Raw genomic sequence first — 19,970 nt, 5'->3', positions numbered from 1 at the left:
ATAGGTGGATATAGTTATGGATATTAATCTGTTTGATTTTCATTTACCAGAAGAACTTATTGCACAAGTCCCATTAGAAGAGCGTGAAACATCAAGATTAATGGTGTTAGACCGCGAAACAGGGGATATTGAGCATAAACATTTTACGGACATTCTTTCTTACTTACATGAGGGGGATTGCTTAGTTTTAAATGAAACGAAAGTAATGCCAGCTCGTTTGCACGGTGTGAAAGAAGATACAGGCGCACACATTGAAGTACTTCTTTTAAAACAAGAAGAAGGCGATAAGTGGGAGACGCTTGTTAAGCCAGCGAAACGTGTAAAAGAAGGAACTGTTATCTCTTTTGGCGAAGGAAAATTAAAAGCAACTTGCACAGGAACTGCAGATCAAGGTGGACGTCAGCTTGAATTTTCATATGACGGCATCTTCTATGAAATTTTAGATGAACTTGGAGAAATGCCACTTCCTCCATATATTAAAGAGACGCTAGAAGATCGCGATCGCTATCAAACAGTATATGCGAAAGAAATCGGTTCAGCAGCAGCGCCGACTGCAGGACTTCATTTTACAGAAGAGTTACTGGAAAAGTTAAAACAAAAAGGCGTTGAGTTAGCATTTATTACACTTCACGTAGGGCTTGGAACATTTAGACCAGTTTCTGCTGATACGATTGAAGAGCACCATATGCACGCAGAATATTACCATATGTCTGAAGAGACGGCGGCATTATTAAACCGTGTAAGAGAGAATGGTGGACGTATTATTACGGTAGGTACGACTTCAACTCGTACGTTAGAAACAATTGCGACAGATCATGACGGCAAGCTTTGTGCTGCTTCTGGCTGGACAGACATTTTTATGTACCCAGGTTACGAATTTAAAGCAATTGATGGTTTAATTACAAACTTCCATTTACCGAAATCAACATTAATTATGCTTGTAAGTGCATTTGCAAACAGAGATAATGTACTTCATGCTTATAATGAAGCAGTAAAAGAAAAATATCGTTTCTTTAGCTTTGGTGATGCAATGTTCGTTGCCTCTCACGCTAAAATGGGAAACAAATAAAAGGAGTAAATTATGACAGCAATTCGTTATGAATTTATTAAAACTTGTAAACAAACAGGTGCCCGTTTAGGACGTGTACATACGCCACACGGTTCATTTGATACACCAACATTTATGCCAGTTGGTACGCTTGCAACAGTTAAGACAATGTCACCAGAAGAATTAAAAGCAATGGATTCTGGCATTATTTTAAGTAATACGTATCATTTATGGCTACGTCCAGGTCACGAAATCATTCGTGAAGCAGGCGGTTTGCATAAATTTATGAACTGGGATCGTGCAATCTTAACGGACTCTGGTGGTTTCCAAGTATTCAGTTTAAGTGACTTCCGTCGCATTGAAGAGGAAGGCGTTCATTTCCGTAACCACTTAAATGGAGATAAATTATTCTTATCACCAGAAAAAGCGATGGAAATTCAAAATGCATTAGGTTCAGATATTATGATGGCATTTGATGAGTGTCCACCATTCCCAGCTACTTTTGAATATATGAAGAAATCTGTAGAGCGTACAAGCCGCTGGGCAGAGCGTTGCTTAAAAGCACATGAACGTCCACAAGATCAAGGTTTATTCGGTATTGTACAGGGTGGGGAGTTCGAAGAGCTTCGTCGCCAAAGTGCAAAAGACCTTGTTTCAATGGACTTCCCTGGTTACGCGGTAGGTGGTTTATCTGTAGGTGAGCCGAAAGATATTATGAACCGTGTACTTGAGTTTACAACACCACTTCTTCCAGATAATAAGCCACGTTACTTAATGGGAGTAGGTTCTCCTGACTCGTTAATCGATGGTGCAATTCGTGGCATTGATATGTTTGACTGCGTACTTCCAACTCGTATCGCTCGAAATGGTACATGTATGACAAGTGAAGGCCGTCTAGTTGTCAAAAATGCGAAATTCGCAAGAGATTTCGGTCCGCTTGATCCAAACTGTGATTGCTATACATGTAAAAATTACTCTCGTGCGTACATTCGTCACTTAATGAAATGTGATGAAACGTTCGGAATTCGTTTAACGTCTTATCACAACCTTCATTTTCTGTTAAACTTAATGGAGCAGGTGAGACAAGCTATTCGTGAAGACCGTCTTGGCGATTTCCGCGAAGAATTCTTTGAACAGTATGGCTTTAATAAACCGAATGCTAAAAACTTCTAATACATAATTTAAAAGGAGGAACAAAAGATGAATCCAGGTATGATGAATATCGTTATGATCGTTGCGATGTTTGCGATTTTCTATTTCTTATTAATTCGCCCGCAACAAAAACGTCAAAAAGCAGTTGCTCAAATGCAAAGTGAGTTAAAAAAAGGTGATGCTATCGTAACAATCGGTGGCTTACACGGTACAATTGAATCAGTAGATGAGACGAAAATCGTTATTAAATCTGGTGGTTCACACTTAACTTTCGATCGTAATGCGATTCGTGAAGTTGTGAAAAATTAATGAGGAAGGCCCTGCATGAAATGTGCAGGGCCTTTTTTTAGTTATTTTGTTTGGACATATTTACACCGAAAATGCCACCAAGTGTACTCGCGCCCATTAATGCTAATTGGTAAAGTAACTGCGAGTTCGATAAAGTTTGAGAGAAGCCTAAATAGTTAACTAGAAAAACAAGTATAGTGAATGTAAGTCCTGTTGTGAAGCCTACTAGCCAACCTTTCCCTTGTGCTTTTTTGCCGGCAGTAAACCCGGATATAAGCATAGATAAAAGTGCTAGTATAAAAATAGTAACAGCTAATGTTCCTTCATTCATATCTGTAAATTTTAATAAAAGAGCCATAATCATGCTAGTAACTGTTGCGAGAATTAATAGGATAACGATACCGAAGCCGATTGCAGTTGATAATTTTTTCGTTCCACCCATTTATACATTCCCCCTTTTTAATACAAGCATATTTTCCTTTTGCCTAAGTTAGACTATTTTCTTTTTTATAGGGGAGTCTATATGTAAAAAGGAGATGTAGAAATGGAATGGCTATCAGTAATTGGCCGGACGATGCTGCTGTATATTATCATCTTAATTATCTTTCGTCTTATGGGTAAACGTGAAATAGGAGAATTAAGTGTATTAGATTTAGTCGTATTCATTATGCTTGGTGAAATGGCTGTAGTCGCAATTGAAAATACGGATAAATCACTTTGGCATCAATTAGTCCCGATGGTCTTTCTTATGTGTATACAGATCATTTTGTCTGTCATTTCTTTAAAGTTTCAACGATTTCGGCATTTAATAGAAGGCGAACCAGCAATCATTATTAATGCTGGAAAAATTGATGAAAAAAAGATGAGAAACCAGCGATATAATATAGATGATTTAATGATGCAATTAAGAGAGCAGGGAGTCGGAGATATTAGGGATGTAGAATACGCTATTTTAGAACCATCTGGGAAGTTATCTGTCTTTCAAAAACAAAAAGGTGGGCAGGACGCATTGCAGTTTACTCTTCCCCTTATTATCGATGGAGAAATTCAATCTAGCCATTTGCAAATGATTGAACATACAGACGAGTGGCTTGTTGAAAAATTAAAAAACTTAGGCTATAACGATGTAACACAAATTTTATACTGTAGTTTTCAAAATGGGAAATTTTTTGTTGATTTGAAAGAAAACTAGAGGCTTACTATATGGAATAGTAAGCCTATTTACTTCAAAAATGAAAGTTTTCGAATGATAGGGAGACGACTTAACTCTTCTTTTCGAATGAGCTTGAAAATGAAGAGGAGCACAATATAAACGAGTGTTGTTAAAGTGATTTCCCATAATGTTTGTACGCCAAGTGAATGAGAGAAAACTATATACTTATGAAGGTAAAAACCGAAGGAGCCTGCGATACCGATGGCAAGTCCGCCAAAAATATAGTCTTTTGCGTAAATGGTAAATGTAATTTTCTTTAAAACAGTAGCATAATGAAGAAATGTTACTGTTACGATATTTGCTGCAATTGCAAGGGCAACCCCCATCATTTGAAACTCTGGCCTTGAGGCTAGTACGAAAATAACAATTAATTTCACGATTGCACCAATAAACGTATTCATCATGGCCGCACGTGCTAAGTTTAAAGCTTGTAAGACAGAGGTAAGTGGACTTTGAAAATAATGAAATAAAAAGCAAGGTGCAAGAAGCTGGATGAACGCTGTTGCACTATCCGATCCATACATAAGAGTTAAAACAGGAGAAGCAAATACGTATAATATAACGACTGACCACCCGCCAGTAATGAGTGAGATTCGAAGAGCTTGTTGTAAGCGGTGTTCTACTAATTTATGTTGTCTTTTTGCCATTGCCTCGCTAATAGATGGAACGAGTGCTGTCGAAAGAGCGTATGTAATAAAGGCTGGTAGTGAAAGAAGCGGGAATGCATACCCGTTTAATATACCGTATTGCTGAGTTGCGACGGAGGCAGCAACGCCGGCAATCGCTAAGCTTTGCATAACGACGATAGGTTCAAAAAAATAGGAAACGGAACCGATTAAACGACTTCCTGTAGTTGGAAGTGCAATATCCATAAGAGAATAAAATGTCCCCTTGCTTTCCTTTACGGTAGTGAAAAATCCAGAGCGTATAGATAAATGTTTTTCACGCTGGAATAAAGTGAGTAAAAATAATAACGATGCCACTTCACCGAGAACGGCTGATAACATAGCACCAGCTGCAGCATATTCTACGCCGTAAGGTAAAAATAATTGAATACATATAGCGATAATTGTAATGCGGACAATTTGTTCTATCACTTGGGCGTAAGCGCTAGGTTTCATATTTTGTTTCCCTTGGAAATAGCCACGTAAAACAGAAGAAACAGCAATAACAGGAACGACAGGCAAAATGGCCATTAATGGATAGTACGTTCGTTCATCAGTTAATAATGTTTTTGCTAAAATAGGTGTGAGGAGCATAATTCCAATTGTTAAAATGATACTAATAACAGATGTAACAGCTAATGATACTGTTAATATTTTTTTAACTTTTTGTTTATCATTCACAGCTTCTGCTTCTGCTACAAATTTTGCGATTGCGACAGGAAGACCGATTTGTGTTAATGTAATTGCTAGAATAAATGTAGGGACGGCCATCATATAAAGGCCAACGCCTTCTTCTCCTAAAATACGTGCCATTACAATACGATTAATAAATCCTAGAATTTTGGTAATAAAGCCGGCTATCATTAAAATAAATGCGCCTTTTAAAAAGCTTTGTCTCGTCATGGTCTTCTCCTACCTTCTCAAAATCAGTGGAATGATTTACAATAATTTATATGCACGTACGAGACAAGAATGACAAGCATTTAAGAGAGTACTCTTGAAAGTAGTTATTGCTGTCCATTAGAGCGGGATTAAAAGCGACTTTTCGTGCTGAAATAAGAAGGAGATGTTATATATGTTAGATAGAGAGGCTTTGGTAGAATCATACCGCGGACAGTTACAAGTCGTTTTAGAAAGTAAAGTAGAAGAGTTCCAAATGTTCGGCTACGACCGAGTAACAGATGATGACATTTGGAAGTTTCTTAAAGTGAAAAAGTGGAAGAAGATAGACGGTGACGTTAGATTGTATGAATTAGTTAATGACGTATTAACAGTAACAGCTAATGAATATATGACGTATTTAACTGTTGAAGCATATCAAGCCCCGCTTTGGTCATTTGATGAATATGAAAATAAATAACCGACTGCAATTGGTTTGTTCTTCCTTTTGCAGTATAATGATAGGTATTGATAATGAGAAAATAATTATGTCTAAGATCATATATAAAGGAGGTAGTGAAGAGAGAAAACAAATAATGAAAGTGTAGGTAATGTGAAAAACTTACTGACACAGCTGGTGAGGAACTAGCAAAATTATAGAAAGGAAGTCTACTAACTAGGCGTATGCACACGTGTGAAGGTGAATCGTAAAAGATTTATTTGAAGTGTTAGTAGCGGAAAGAGGGTACATATGGCAAAGCGTGGTACGAGAATGGCCGCCTTTTTCCTCATCGTTTTATTAATCGGTGGAGTAATTGGTGCGGCAGGAAAAGACATAGCAAAAGGAATTAGTCTAGGACTAGACCTTCGCGGTGGTTTTGAAATTCTGTATGAAGTAAAACCAGCCAAAAAAGGTGATAAAATCGATCGAGATGTACTTGTAAGTACAGTAGGTGCTCTTGAAAATCGTGTCAATGTTCTCGGTGTAAGTGAGCCGAACATTCAAATCGAAGGGCAGGACCGAATTCGTGTACAGCTTGCTGGTGTACAAGATCAGCAAAAAGCACGTGAAATGTTATCAACACAAGCGAAATTAACATTCCGTGATGTAGATGACAATCTTCTTATGGATGGAACGGATTTAAAAGGTGGCGGAGCGAAGCAAACATTTGATGAGCAAGGCCGTGCGAGTGTAGGTCTTACACTAAAAAGCGCTGAAAAATTCCGTGAAGTAACTGAGAAAATTTCAAAAATGCCACCACCAACGAATTTAATGGTAATTTGGCTTGATTTTGAAGAAGGAAAAGATTCGTACAAAGCAGAATCTGCAAAACCGAATCCGAAGTTCTTATCAGCAGCAACAGTAAACCAAGTGTTTAACCAAGCTGAAGTATCTATCGTAGGTGGAAACTTTACAGTTGAAAGCGCGAAACAACTTTCATCTTTATTAAATGCAGGTGCACTTCCTGTTGATTTAAAAGAAATGTATTCAACATCTGTTGGAGCGAAGTTTGGTCAACAAGCGTTAGAGCAAACAATTTTCGCTAGTGCGATTGGTATCGCTCTTATTTTCTTATTTATGCTTGTATTCTACCGTTTACCAGGACTTGTAGCGGTTATTATGTTAGGTTTATACATTTTCGTTACATTACTTGTCTTTAACTGGATGCATGCAGTTCTTACGTTGCCAGGTATTGCGGCGTTAGTGCTCGGGGTAGGTATCGCGGTTGATGCGAATATTATTACGTACGAGAGACTGAAAGAAGAGCTGAAAATTGGTAAGTCAATGATGTCGGCATTCCGTGCTGGTAACCATCGTTCATTAGCAACCATTTTAGATGCGAACATTACAACACTTGCAGCAGCTGGTGTATTATTCGTTTATGGTAATAGCTCTGTAAAAGGGTTCGCAACAAGTTTAATCGTAAGTATTTTAGTCGGTTTTATTACGAACGTATTCGGTACTCGTTTCTTACTAAGTTTACTAGTAAAGAGCCGTTACTTCGATAAAAAACCAGGATACTTTGGTGTGAAGCAAAAGGATATTATTCCATTAACAAAAGGTGTAGTACATCCACCAACGAAATTTGATCGTATTAATTTCGTAAATGTCGGTCATAAATTCCTTATCTTCTCGATTGTAGTTGTAATTGCAGGTGCAATTATCTTGCCAATTTTCAAATTGAATCTTGGTATTGACTTTGCGAGTGGTACACGTATCGACTTGCAATCAAAACAAGCAGTTACTGTGTCTGATGTTCATAAAGATTTTAAAGAGTTGAACATTGATGTGAAGGAAGAAAATATTGTACCGACTGGAGATGACAATAAAGGATTCGCAGTTCGTACATTAGGTGTTCTATCAAAAGATGAAATTGCGAAAACAAAAACATTCTTCCACGATAAATATGGTACAGATCCAAACGTAAGTACAGTTTCACCAACAATCGGGAAAGAAATTGCACGAAATGCATTTATCGCAGTATTAATCGCTTCTGCGGTTATCATTTTATACGTAAGTATTCGATTCCGATTTACGTACGCATTATCTGCAGTACTTGCATTATTACATGATGCGTTCGTTATGATTGTTATATTTAGTATTTTCCAATTAGAGGTAGACTTAACGTTTATCGCTGCGGTATTAACAATCATCGGTTATTCTATTAATGATTCAATCGTTACATTTGATAGAAACCGTGAATTATACAAACAGAAAAAACGAGTTCGCGATATAAAAGACTTAGAAGAAATCGTAAATGCAAGTATTCGCCAAACGCTTGGTCGTTCGATTAACACCGTATTAACAGTGTTATTCCCAGTAATTGCACTGCTTATCTTCGGTAGTGAGTCACTACGTAACTTCTCGTTTGCGTTACTAGTTGGATTAGTTGTAGGTACGTATTCTTCTGTTTTCGTTGCTTCTCAAATTTGGTTAATGCTTGAAAACCGTCGTTTGAAAAAGGGCAAAAACAAGAAAAAGGTTGAGAAAGTAGAATCTGAACCGCAAGTATAGAAAAGATGATGTCTCTTTATGAGGCATCTCTTTTTTCGTTTGTGGATACAATAAGATAGTTACTTTGAAATGATGAAATGGAAGAAAGTGGTGATGTTATCGCTGTTTTTGTTACAATAAAAAGATAGGTTAAGAAAAGAAGGGATTTTAATGATGGAAAAAGATGAACGTTTTAAACAGGCCGAGTTTGGTGCTATTGTCGGGATCGTTGGTAATATTATATTAGCGATTATAAAGGCGGTAATTGGTTATATTGGGAACAGTAAAGCGCTATTAGCAGATGCGGTGCATTCTGCATCAGATGTAATTGGTTCGCTAGCTGTACTGTTTGGGTTACGAGCAGCAAAGCAGCCGCCCGATGAAGATCATCCGTATGGTCATGGTAAAGCGGAATCGATTTCAGCGATTATTGTTGCAGTATTATTATTTATTGTGGGAATCGAGATAGCGATTTCGTCCATAAAAGCTTTTTCGCAGGAACTAGAACCACCGAAAGGGATTACAATTTTTGCTGTCGTTCTTTCAATTATCGTGAAAGAGGGAATGTTTCAATATAAATTCCGATTAGGGAAAAGGGTAAATAGTGATGCAATTATTGCAAATGCATATGAGCACCGTTCAGATGTGTTTTCTTCAATTGCAGCTTTAATCGGTATTTGTGCAGCGATTATTGGTGGTAAGTTCGGGTTAGATTGGCTTGTATATGCCGATCCAATTGCAGGATTATTTGTTTCACTTCTTGTTGCAAAAATGGCATGGAGTATTGGGGCAGAAGCAATTCATGCAACGCTTGATCATGTTCTTCATGAGGAAGATGTTGTTCCGCTTAGAGAAGCAGTACTTCAAATAGATGGTGTGAAAAAAATCGGTTCGTTATATGCGAGGGAGCATGGTCATTACGTTATTGTAGATATTAAAGTTTCTGTAGATCCATATATTACTGTAGAAGAAGGGCATCGCATTGGAAAGCATGTGAAAGAAACGCTTATGCTGCAAGATAACGTACAAAATGTATTTGTACATATAAATCCGTATTCTCCAAATTAAACATTAGTAACATTTTAGTATACAGATATTACATCGTAGTTTGCATGATATTGTCACCCCTTAATCTGTCTTGTATAATGAACAGGTTAAGGGGTGATTTCGTGTTACAACCGAAGACGCGTTGGAAAGAAAAAGAATATAATAGCGAGCGAGTGAGTGAATTAGCAAGTAAATTACAATTATCACCACTTGTCGTTTCGTTATTCCTCGGTAGAGGACTAGATACAGAAGATAAGATTTTAGATTTTTTAAATACAGAAAATCAAGAATTTCATGATCCATTTTTATTAGAAGGAATGGATAGAACGGTAGAACGTGTAAATAAGGCGATTCAAAATGGAGAGCAAATATTAATATTTGGTGACTACGATGCGGACGGAGTAAGTAGTACAACTGTTTTATATATTGCCTTACAAGAATTAGGTGCAGACGTAGAATTTTATATCCCAAACCGTTTTACAGAAGGTTATGGACCGAATGAAGAAGCATTTCGTTGGGCGCATAGCGCAGGATTTTCACTCATTATTACTGTCGATACTGGTATCGCAGCTGTACATGAAGCGAAGGTAGCGAAGGAACTTGGGATAGATCTAATTATTACAGATCACCATGAGCCACCACCAGAATTGCCAGAAGCACTTGCGATTATTCACCCGAAATTAGATGGCGGTGTGTATCCGTTTCACTATTTAGCGGGCGTTGGTGTTGCGTTTAAAGTTGCACATGCACTACTGGGCCGTGTACCAGAACATTTATTAGAAATTGCAGTAATTGGTACGGTAGCCGATTTAGTATCACTTCACGGTGAGAATAGATTGCTAGTGAAGCGCGGTTTAAAACATATGCGCATGACGAAAAATATCGGACTAAAGGCGCTATTTAAAGTTGCTAACGTTTCGCAAAGTGAAATTACAGAAGAGAGCATTGGCTTCTCAATCGCACCTCGTATTAATGCAGTTGGACGTTTAGAAGATGCTACGCCGGCTGTACATCTTTTATTATCAGAGGATCCCGAAGAAGCGAAAGAGCTGGCTGAAGAAATTGATGAGCTGAACAAACTGCGAAAAGATATTGTAAAGCAAATTACAGAAGAAGCTATCGCTGAAGTGGAAACGAATTTCCCTCCTGAAGACAATAAAGTATTAGTGCTTGCAAAAGAAGGATGGAATCCAGGTGTAATTGGAATTGTCGCTTCTAAATTAGTTGAACGTTTTTATCGTCCAACGATTGTATTATGCATTGACCCTGTAAAAGAAACTGCAAAAGGTTCAGCGCGTAGTATTGCAGGATTTGATTTGTTTGCAAACTTGTCAGATTGTAGAGAGTTATTGCCGCACTTCGGAGGACATCCGATGGCAGCGGGAATGACGCTACATATGAATGATGTAGATGAATTACGCCGCCGTTTAAATGAACAAGCAGATACAATTTTAACAGAAGAAGATTTTATTCCAATTACAGCTGTCGATGCTTTTTGCAAAGTGGAGGACGTAACACTTGCAGCAATTGAAGATATGCAAAAGTTAGCGCCATTTGGTGTTGGAAATCCGAAGCCACGTATTGCAGTGAAAGATGCGGAGTTAGAAAGTATTCGTGCAATCGGATCAGATGGTTCTCATTTAAAGATGTCTCTTCGTGATGGACAAGCAACATTGGATACAATTGGATTCGGTTTTGGTGCGTACGCGAAAGAAATTTCTCCAGTTGCAAAAGTCTCTGTAATTGGGGAAGCGTCTATTAATGAATGGAATAATTTTAAGAAGCCGCAATTAATGGTGCAAGATATTGCTGTAGAGGCATGGCAATTATTTGATTGGCGTAGTATGCGTAACGTAGAAGCAAATTTAGCAGAACTTCCGAAAGAAAAAATCACGATGTTGTATTTTTCTAAAGAGGTATTGAATAAATTTTCTTTAGAAGACTATAAAGAGCATATGATGCATGCATCAGAAGTAACCGAGTTAGATGAGCAATACATCGTATTACTTGATTTACCAAAAGGAACAGATGAATTACGAGATCTATTTAAAGTTGGGTTCCCATCGCGAATCTATACGCTATTTTATCAAGAGAATAATCATTTATTTAGCACTGTTCCAACGAGGGATCACTTTAAATGGTACTATTCATTCTTGAGCCAAAAATCACCATTTTCTTTAAGACAATATGGAGAACAACTATGTCAACATAAAGGTTGGTCAAAAGATACAGTAAATTTCATGACACAGGTGTTTTTTGAGTTAGAATTTGTTACAATAAAAGATGGCGTCATTTTTATGGCAGACAAAAAACAAAAGCGTGATTTAATTGAATCGAACACATATCGTGAGAAAATGAACCACTTACAATTAGAAAAAGAATTGGTTTATAGCACATATCAGCAACTATATACATGGTTTGAAACGATTCGTAATCATAAAGAAGTACAACAGTTAGGGTAAAGGATTTGTATTTACAAACCTTTTAGATCTGAGGAGGATTCAGAAATATGGATTTCAAGCAACATATCGCAATTGTACCGGATTATCCGAAAGAAGGTATCGTGTTTAAAGACATTACACCGTTAATGAACGACGGTAAAGCATACAAAGCAGCAACAGATGCAATCGTTGAGTATGCAAAAGAAAGAAACATTGATCTTGTAGTAGGACCAGAAGCGCGTGGTTTCATTATCGGTTGCCCAGTTTCTTATGCATTAGAAGTAGGATTTGCGCCAGTTCGTAAATTAGGAAAATTACCACGTGAAGTAATTACAGTTGACTACGGTAAAGAATATGGTAAAGATGTTTTAACAATCCATAAAGATGCAATTAAACCAGGTCAACGCGTATTAATTACAGATGACTTATTAGCTACAGGTGGAACAATTGAAGCGACAATTAAGTTAGTTGAAGAGCTAGGCGGAGTTGTAGCAGGAATTGCATTCTTAGTAGAACTTACTTACTTAGATGGTCGTAAAATGTTAGATGGTTACGATGTATTAGTATTAGAAAAATACTAATCACTATATAGGTAAAACTACGGTGATAAAAAGTACCCGTGAATCTCTTGGAGAGGAGCGGGTACTTTTGTATAATTGAACAAAAAATTATAGTGAAATGTCAGTAAAATCTTTTCCTTTTCACAATTCACAATCATTGGGTTATAATGATAGAATATAATTTATTCTATTTAATAAAGATAAAGTCAATTTTCAATAAAAGGTGATTCGATGGCAAATGAGCAGGTACTAACAGCTGAACAGGTACTCGAGAAAGCAAGTCAATATTTAGTGGATGAAGATATTGAGCTAGTAGCACGTGCCTATGAATATGCACGCGATGCGCATAGCGAACAATACAGAAAATCGGGTGAACCATACATTATTCATCCAATTCAAGTTGCAGGTATTTTAGTTGATTTACACATGGATCCAGCTACAGTATCAGCAGGTTTCTTACATGATGTAGTAGAAGATACAGAGATTACATTAGAAGATATTGAACGGGAATTTAATAAAGAAATTGCTATGCTTGTTGATGGTGTGACAAAGCTTGGAAAGATTAAATATAAATCTCATGAGCAACAACAAGCAGAAAACCATCGCAAAATGTTTATTGCAATGGCTCAAGATATTCGAGTTATTTTAATTAAACTAGCCGATCGTCTTCATAACATGCGTACATTGAAACATTTGCCTCAAGAGAAGCAGCGTCGCATTGCGAATGAAACGTTAGAAATCTTTGCACCTTTAGCACATAGACTCGGAATTAGTACTATTAAATGGGAGCTAGAGGATACTTCACTTCGCTACTTAAATCCACAGCAATATTATCGTATTGTAAATTTAATGAAGCGTAAACGTGCAGAACGTGAAGAGTATTTAGAGGAAGTAATGACTGGTATTCGTGAGAAATTAGATGAAGTTGCAATTCAACCTGAAATTTCTGGAAGACCAAAACATATTTACAGCATTTATCGTAAAATGGCACTGCAAAATAAACAGTTCAATGAAATTTACGATTTATTAGCTGTACGTGTCGTTGTAAATAGTATTAAAGATTGTTATGCAGTACTTGGAATTATTCATACGTGCTGGAAGCCGATGCCAGGTCGTTTTAAAGATTATATTGCAATGCCGAAAGCAAACCTATATCAATCTCTTCATACGACTGTAATTGGGCCGAAAGGTGATCCGCTTGAAGTGCAAATTCGTACGAAAGAAATGCATGAGATCGCAGAATTCGGGATCGCGGCACACTGGGCGTATAAAGAAGGAAAAACAGCAGAAACAGCAGGTACATTAGAGAAGAAACTTACATGGTTCCGTCAAATATTAGAATGGCAAAATGAAGCTTCTAATGCAGAAGAGTTTATGGAGTCATTAAAAATTGATTTATTCTCTGACATGGTATTCGTCTTTACACCGAAAGGCGATGTAATGGAATTACCACTTGGATCTGTTCCAATTGACTTTGCATATCGTGTGCATTCAGAAATTGGAAATAAAACAATTGGTGCAAAAGTAAACGGGAAAATGGTGACGCTTGATTATAAATTAAAAACAGGTGACATCATTGAGATTTTAACATCGAAACATTCGTATGGACCAAGTCAAGATTGGGTGAAACTTGCTCAAACATCTCATGCAAAAAACAAAATACGTCAGTTCTTTAAGAAACAACGTAGAGATGAAAATATTGAAAAAGGCCGTGAACTTGTTGAGAAAGAAGTGCGTAGCCTAGAGTATGAGATGAAAGAAGTATTAGCTCCTGACAATTTAAAACGAGTTGCTGAAAAATTCAACTTTGCAAATGAAGAAGATATGTTTGCGGCAGTTGGATATAATGGTATCACTGCATCGCAAATTGTTACGCGACTAACGGACAAGTTCCGTAAGCAACGTGAAGAAGAAGAGATTGTTGAAGTTAAAGAAGTTCGTAAACCGATGAAAATTCGAAAATGGGATTCTGGCGTTAAAGTAAGTGGTGCAGATAATTTATTAATCCGTTTATCAAAATGCTGTAACCCAGTACCTGGTGATGATATCGTTGGGTATATTACGAAAGGCCGAGGCGTATCGATTCACCGCCGTGACTGTGTAAATGTTCATACAGAAGAAGCTATAGAACGTTTATTAGAAGTAGAGTGGGAAGGTAGCCCTGAAAAAGAAATTGAGTATAACGTTGATATTGAAATTTCAGGTTACGATCGTCGTGGTTTATTAAACGAAGTATTACAAGCTGTTACAGAGACGAAAACGTACATTTCGGCAGTTTCTGGTAGAAGTGACCGTAATAAGATGGCGACAATTAATATGTCAATCTCTATTCGTAACTTACAGCACTTGAAAAAAGTAGTAGAACGCATTAAACGTGTTCCAGAAATTTATGCAGTACGACGCATGATGCATTAATAGGGAGTGTAGAAAAGATGAGAGTTGTTTTACAACGATCAAAGGAAGCGTCTGTCACAGTAGACGGTGAGATCGTAGGACAAATTCCGTTCGGTTTAACATTACTAGTTGGCATTACGCATGAAGATACAGAAAAAGATGCAACTTACATCGCAGAAAAAATTGCGAACTTACGTATTTTTGAAGATGAGAGCGGAAAGATGAACCATTCTGTACTCGATGTAGAAGGACAAGTTCTATCCATTTCGCAATTCACATTATACGGAGATTGCCGCAAGGGAAGACGTCCAAACTTTATGGATGCTGCCAAACCTGACTATGCAGAGCGTTTATATGATTTCTTTAATGAAGAAGTACGTAAGCAAGGATTGCATGTAGAAACAGGGAAGTTCGGGGCAATGATGGATGTTTCTTTAATCAATGATGGTCCGGTGACCTTAATTGTAGAAAGTAAATAGTGCTGCTGAAGAAGAGAGGGGATGAGCCCCTCTCTTCTTTTGTGGTTTTTAATGGTATATTTTGCTAGTTATTGTTATGATAGTTAAGAAAATAAACGATATAATCGGGGGATTATGGGAGGGAAATCTTATGGAAACATTTGTACTCGTTCATGGAGCATGGGATGGCGGTTATGTTTGGAAAAAACTAGCTAAACTTTTAAGGGAAGAGGGTCATAGTGTATATACTCCTACATTAACTGGACTTGGGGAACGAACACATCTTATGCAACCTAATATAGGGCTGAAAACATTTATTCAAGACATTGTTAATACTATTAAATATGAGGGTCTAAGAGATGTAATTTTAGTAGGGCATAGTTATTCTGGTATGGTAATTACAGGTGTAGCAGAAGAGATTCCTGAGTTTATTAAAGAGCTAGTATATGTGGATGCAATGCTTCCGGAAAATGGTGATTCTGTTATGGATATTTCTGGACCGGAAATGGCCGCACATTTTATAGAAGAAGTAAAAGTACACGGGGAAGGATGGCGTGTTCTTCCTAGAAATACAACAGATGAAAAAAAATCAGCGATGTCATTGTTGGCTTTTACACAATCGGTTGAAATAAAAAACTCTAAAGCACAACTTATACCGCATATATACGTAGAAGTAAAGGATAATCCAGAACATTGGCCAATGACGCCTATCTTTTTAGAATCAGCAAAAAAAGCAAGGGAAAGAAAATGGGAAGTTTTTTCTATTGAAGTTGGTGGGCATTGGGTAATGGAAACTAATCCAGAGGCGTTGGTTCGTATATTGAATCAGAGTGTAGAAGTGTAGAAGTAGTTTAATGTATGCTTTACTTCCTATAGAAGAATTGGAAGCATCATATGCTAGCAAGTGGACTAGCTCATTGTTATAAATCCAATACTAATGTTTATTTTGAGTCAATAGCTTTTTCGTTTATGTATAACTCTTTAATCAATATGGAACAATAAAAAGTAAAACATCCATATTGAATGTGAGGGATATACGTATGCGCATGAATGAAAAAGGGCATTCTGTTACAAATGGTGCAAATCAACTGTTTAACGTAAATTTTCATGATTTTATTTCAAAAGAGCAAAACAATAATTCGATGGAGCTTGCTTCTGAGTTTGGGATTTCTCTTCAAGATGTAAAGCGTCTAAAGAAGCAGATTGAACGCTCTTAGAGCACTTGACAATCCTACTGAACAAACGTATAGTAATTTTATATTTACATATGAATATAACCTTTGATAGAGAAGAGTAAATGAGACACACATGGAAAGAGAAGAAATGTCTTAGGCTGAAAACATTTCTACATGATGACTGATTGAATGACACTCTAGAGGTTTCAACTTGAACGGCGTATACGCTTAGTAGGGATGAACGCACATTTAAGCGTTATTAAAAAAGTGGAAGCATACGTGCTTCAATTAGGGTGGCACCACGGGTATAATACTCTCGTCCCTACTGTTCAAACAGTAGAGGCGGGAGTTTTTTTATTTTTATTAAGATTAAAACAATTTGAGGAGGAACTGAATATGTCTATTCAAATCCCACGCGGAACGCAAGATATTCTTCCAGGTACTGTTGAGTTATGGCAGTATATCGAAGGGCAAGCACGCGAAATTTGCCGTCGTTACAATTACAAAGAAATTCGTACACCAATTTTTGAACACACTGAGCTATTTTTACGTGGTGTTGGTGATACGACAGATATCGTACAAAAAGAAATGTACTCATTCCAAGATCGTGGAGAGCGTAGTTTAACATTACGTCCAGAAGGTACTGCACCTGTTGTACGTTCTTACGTTGAAAATAAAATGTTCGGTGACGCAACACAACCGACGAAATTATACTATATCGGCCAAATGTTCCGTTACGAAAGACCACAAGCAGGTCGCTATCGTCAATTCGTACAATTTGGTATTGAAGCAATCGGCAGTAACGATCCTGCAATTGATGCAGAAGTAATTGCACTTGCTGTAGAGTTTTACCGCGGCATGGGCTTAAAAAATATTAAAGTTGTATTAAACAGCTTAGGTGATGCAGCAAGCCGTCAAGCACACCGTGATGCGTTAATTGCACACTTCGAGCCACGTATCGGTGAGTTCTGTTCTGACTGTCAATCTCGTTTAGAAAAGAACCCTCTTCGTATTTTAGATTGTAAGAAGGATCGTAACCATGAATTAATGGGAACGGCACCATCTATTACAGAATACTTAAACGAAGATTCAGCAGTATACTACGAAAAAGTTCAAGAACTATTAACGATGATGGATGTTCCATTTGAAAAAGATCCGAACTTAGTACGTGGTTTAGACTACTACCAACACACTGTATTTGAAATTATGAGTGAGGCAGAAGGTTTCGGTGCTATTACTACATTAAGCGGTGGTGGACGTTACAACGGACTTGTACAAGAAATCGGTGGACCAGAAATGCCAGGTATCGGTTTTGCGATGAGTATTGAACGTTTAATTATGGCACTAAAAGCTGAAAACATTGAATTGCCAATCGAACATAGCATTGATTGTTACGTTGTAGCGCTTGGTGAAAAAGCAAAAGACCATGCTGCGAAAGTTGCGTTTGATCTTCGTAAAGCTGGATTATCAGTTGAAAAAGATTATTTAGATCGCAAAATGAAGGCACAATTTAAATCAGCAGATCGTCTAAAAGCGAAATTTGTAGCTGTATTAGGGGAAGATGAGTTAGATAAAGGCATCATTAACTTAAAAGATATGGCAACGGGTGAACAAGAAGAAGTAGCATTAGATGTATTTGCTTCATACGTAGCAGAGAAATTAATATAGGGGGAACTTACAGTGGCTGAAAGAACACATGCATGTGGAAAAGTAACAGTAGAAGCAGTTGGACAAACAGTTCAATTAAAAGGTTGGGTACAAAAACGCCGTGATTTAGGTGGATTAATCTTTATCGACTTACGTGACCGTACAGGTATCGTACAAGTTGTATTTAACCCAGAAACATCAAAAGAGGCGCTAGAAGTAGCAGAAACAATTCGTAGCGAATACGTATTACACGTAGAAGGTACAGTTGTTGAGCGTGGTGAAGGCGCAATTAATGACAATATGGCAACTGGTCGTATTGAAGTACAAGCAACAAAGGTAAACGTATTAAACGCAGCGAAAACAACGCCAATCATTATCGCTGATGATACAGATGCATCAGAAGATGTGCGTTTAAAATATCGTTACTTAGACTTACGTCGTCCTGTAATGTTCAACACATTCAAAATGCGTCATGACGTAACAAAAACAATTCGTAACTTCTTAGACACAGAAGAGTTCCTAGAAGTGGAAACACCAATTTTAACGAAGAGCACGCCAGAAGGCGCTCGTGATTATTTAGTACCAAGCCGTGTGCATGACGGTGAATTTTATGCATTACCACAATCTCCACAGCTATTTAAACAGCTTCTTATGGTCGGTGGATTTGAACGTTACTATCAAGTAGCACGCTGTTTCCGTGATGAAGATTTACGTGCAGACCGTCAACCAGAATTTACGCAAATCGATATTGAAGCTTCATTCTTAACACAAGATGAAATTTTAGATATGATGGAGCGCATGATGACGAAAGTTATGAAGGATGCAAAAGGTGTAGAAGTGAGTGCACCGTTCCCTCGTATGAAATATGCTGATGCAATGGCTCGTTACGGTTCTGATAAGCCAGATACACGCTTTGAAATGGAACTAACAGACTTATCTGAGTTTGCAGCAGGTTGTGGATTTAAAGTATTTACAAGTGCTGTAGAAAGCGGCGGACAAGTAAAAGCAATTAATGCAAAAGGTGCTGCGAGCAAATACTCTCGTAAAGACATTGATGCATTAACTGAATTCGTAAAAGTATACGGTGCAAAAGGTTTAGCTTGGCTTAAAGTGGAAGAAGACGGTTTAAAAGGACCAATCGCGAAATTCTTCGGTGAAGAAGATGCAAACGTGTTAATGACTACACTAGAAGCTACTGCTGGCGACTTATTATTATTCGTAGCAGATAAGAAAAGCGTTGTTGCAGATAGCTTAGGTGCACTTCGTTTACGTCTAGGTAAAGAGCTTGAGTTAATTGACGAAAGTAAATTTAACTTCCTATGGGTAACGGATTGGCCACTTCTTGAGTACGATGAAGATGCAGATCGTTACTTCGCAGCTCACCACCCATTCACAATGCCATTCCGTGAAGATGTTGAGCTATTAGAAACAGCACCAGAAAAAGCACGTGCGCAAGCATATGACCTTGTATTAAACGGTTACGAGCTTGGTGGTGGATCACTTCGTATTTACGAGCGTGACGTACAAGAAAAAATGTTCAAAGCGCTTGGATTCTCACAAGAAGAAGCACAAGAGCAATTCGGATTCTTATTAGAAGCATTCGAATACGGTACGCCACCACACGGCGGTATTGCATTAGGTTTAGACCGTCTTGTTATGTTACTTGCAGGACGTACGAACCTTCGCGACACAATTGCATTCCCGAAAACAGCAAGCGCAAGCTGCTTATTAACAGAAGCTCCAAGCCCAGTTGCAGAAGCACAGCTTGAAGAACTGAACTTAAAGTTGAACGTGAAAGAAGAGAAGTAAGAAAAAAGTCTAGATGGTTATACTATAGCCGTCTAGACTTTTTTTGAGAGGTTGTTTAAAAAGTCCGGTTCAGATGGCTGTCGCATCTCGTCGTTACGTATGCTAGTCCGGTGCTCGAGTAGTAACGCTACACTGCGCTCCTCCTAGCATCGTGCCTCGATCTGCTCGGCCCTCTGGATCCTCCTTTTTAAACGTGTAT

General features: G+C 37.8%; 17 protein-coding genes and 1 other annotated feature. Of the genes, 15 read left to right on the top strand and 2 right to left on the bottom strand.

From position 1 onward, the window contains the following. Positions 1-16: 16 nt before the first annotated feature. From queA to yajC, 3 genes are read left to right on the top strand one after another with little or no spacing between them, the layout of a single operon-like run. Positions 17-1,069 (top strand): tRNA preQ1(34) S-adenosylmethionine ribosyltransferase-isomerase QueA, encoded by a 1,053-nt coding sequence (gene queA / locus MR070_RS03455; RefSeq protein WP_000354031.1) that lies wholly within the window; start codon positions 17-19, stop codon positions 1,067-1,069. Positions 1,070-1,081: 12 nt separating this feature from the next. Beyond that, entirely contained in the window at positions 1,082-2,221 is a 1,140-nt protein-coding gene (tgt, locus tag MR070_RS03450; RefSeq protein WP_000125362.1) for a tRNA guanosine(34) transglycosylase Tgt, read from the top strand. A 27-nt stretch (positions 2,222-2,248) separates the two neighbouring features. After that, entirely contained in the window at positions 2,249-2,509 is a 261-nt protein-coding gene (gene yajC, locus MR070_RS03445) for a preprotein translocase subunit YajC (protein WP_001068066.1), read from the top strand. Positions 2,510-2,546: 37 nt separating this feature from the next. On the opposite strand, the gene MR070_RS03440 is transcribed toward yajC, so the two are convergent. After that, complete coding sequence (locus MR070_RS03440; RefSeq protein ID WP_000509530.1) at positions 2,547-2,930, bottom strand: TIGR04086 family membrane protein; 384 nt, start codon at positions 2,928-2,930, stop codon at positions 2,547-2,549. 102 nt (positions 2,931-3,032) lie between these two features. On the opposite strand from MR070_RS03440, the gene MR070_RS03435 reads away from it, so the two are divergent. Next, positions 3,033-3,680, top strand: a complete 648-nt coding sequence (locus tag MR070_RS03435; RefSeq protein ID WP_044793745.1) for a DUF421 domain-containing protein — start codon at positions 3,033-3,035, stop codon at positions 3,678-3,680. Between the two features lie 29 nt (positions 3,681-3,709). On the opposite strand, the gene spoVB is transcribed toward MR070_RS03435, so the two are convergent. Further along, the gene (spoVB, locus tag MR070_RS03430; RefSeq protein WP_000198282.1) at positions 3,710-5,269 is read right to left on the bottom strand and encodes a stage V sporulation protein B; all 1,560 of its coding nucleotides are present in this window, start codon (positions 5,267-5,269) and stop codon (positions 3,710-3,712) included. Positions 5,270-5,441: 172 nt separating this feature from the next. On the opposite strand from spoVB, the gene MR070_RS03425 reads away from it, so the two are divergent. From MR070_RS03425 to aspS, 11 genes are all read left to right on the top strand, one after another. Continuing rightward, a complete protein-coding gene (locus MR070_RS03425) occupies positions 5,442-5,726 on the top strand; it encodes a post-transcriptional regulator (RefSeq protein ID WP_000886977.1) in 285 nt (94 codons plus the stop codon). A gap of 270 nt (positions 5,727-5,996) precedes the next feature. After that, positions 5,997-8,261 carry a protein translocase subunit SecDF gene (gene secDF, locus MR070_RS03420; protein WP_242260531.1) on the top strand — a complete coding sequence of 755 codons (2,265 nt, stop codon included), beginning with the start codon at positions 5,997-5,999 and terminating at the stop codon, positions 8,259-8,261. Between the two features lie 153 nt (positions 8,262-8,414). Next, positions 8,415-9,308: a cation diffusion facilitator family transporter gene (locus MR070_RS03415; protein WP_014481757.1), complete on the top strand. Its 894-nt coding sequence runs from the start codon at positions 8,415-8,417 to the stop codon at positions 9,306-9,308. 101 nt (positions 9,309-9,409) lie between these two features. Then, positions 9,410-11,749, top strand: coding sequence for a single-stranded-DNA-specific exonuclease RecJ (recJ, locus tag MR070_RS03410; RefSeq protein ID WP_242260530.1), 2,340 nt, complete (start codon positions 9,410-9,412; stop codon positions 11,747-11,749). 47 nt (positions 11,750-11,796) lie between these two features. After that, the gene (locus MR070_RS03405; protein WP_000346219.1) at positions 11,797-12,309 is read left to right on the top strand and encodes an adenine phosphoribosyltransferase; all 513 of its coding nucleotides are present in this window, start codon (positions 11,797-11,799) and stop codon (positions 12,307-12,309) included. 210 nt (positions 12,310-12,519) lie between these two features. After that, on the top strand, positions 12,520-14,703 hold the full coding sequence (gene relA, locus MR070_RS03400; RefSeq protein ID WP_001262814.1) for a GTP diphosphokinase: 2,184 nt from the start codon (positions 12,520-12,522) through the stop codon (positions 14,701-14,703). A 17-nt stretch (positions 14,704-14,720) separates the two neighbouring features. Beyond that, positions 14,721-15,161 carry a D-tyrosyl-tRNA(Tyr) deacylase gene (locus tag MR070_RS03395; protein WP_001266956.1) on the top strand — a complete coding sequence of 147 codons (441 nt, stop codon included), beginning with the start codon at positions 14,721-14,723 and terminating at the stop codon, positions 15,159-15,161. A 130-nt stretch (positions 15,162-15,291) separates the two neighbouring features. Beyond that, entirely contained in the window at positions 15,292-15,984 is a 693-nt protein-coding gene (locus MR070_RS03390) for an alpha/beta fold hydrolase (protein ID WP_000447392.1), read from the top strand. Positions 15,985-16,180: 196 nt separating this feature from the next. Continuing rightward, entirely contained in the window at positions 16,181-16,357 is a 177-nt protein-coding gene (locus MR070_RS03385; protein WP_001242603.1) for a hypothetical protein, read from the top strand. A gap of 54 nt (positions 16,358-16,411) precedes the next feature. Further along, positions 16,412-16,642 (top strand) — a binding site (T-box leader). Between the two features lie 69 nt (positions 16,643-16,711). Beyond that, complete coding sequence (gene hisS, locus MR070_RS03380) at positions 16,712-17,983, top strand: histidine--tRNA ligase (RefSeq protein WP_000027087.1); 1,272 nt, start codon at positions 16,712-16,714, stop codon at positions 17,981-17,983. A 12-nt stretch (positions 17,984-17,995) separates the two neighbouring features. After that, the gene (gene aspS, locus MR070_RS03375) at positions 17,996-19,771 is read left to right on the top strand and encodes an aspartate--tRNA ligase (protein ID WP_000840900.1); all 1,776 of its coding nucleotides are present in this window, start codon (positions 17,996-17,998) and stop codon (positions 19,769-19,771) included. Positions 19,772-19,970 lie beyond the last annotated feature (199 nt).

Origin of the sequence: Bacillus cereus group sp. BfR-BA-01453 (assembly GCF_022662915.1) — a bacterium.
In the GTDB taxonomy this organism is placed as follows: domain Bacteria; phylum Bacillota; class Bacilli; order Bacillales; family Bacillaceae_G; genus Bacillus_A; species Bacillus_A paranthracis.
The sequence above is the reverse complement of the archived record's forward strand: the minus strand, read 5'-3'. Positions and strand labels throughout refer to the sequence as shown.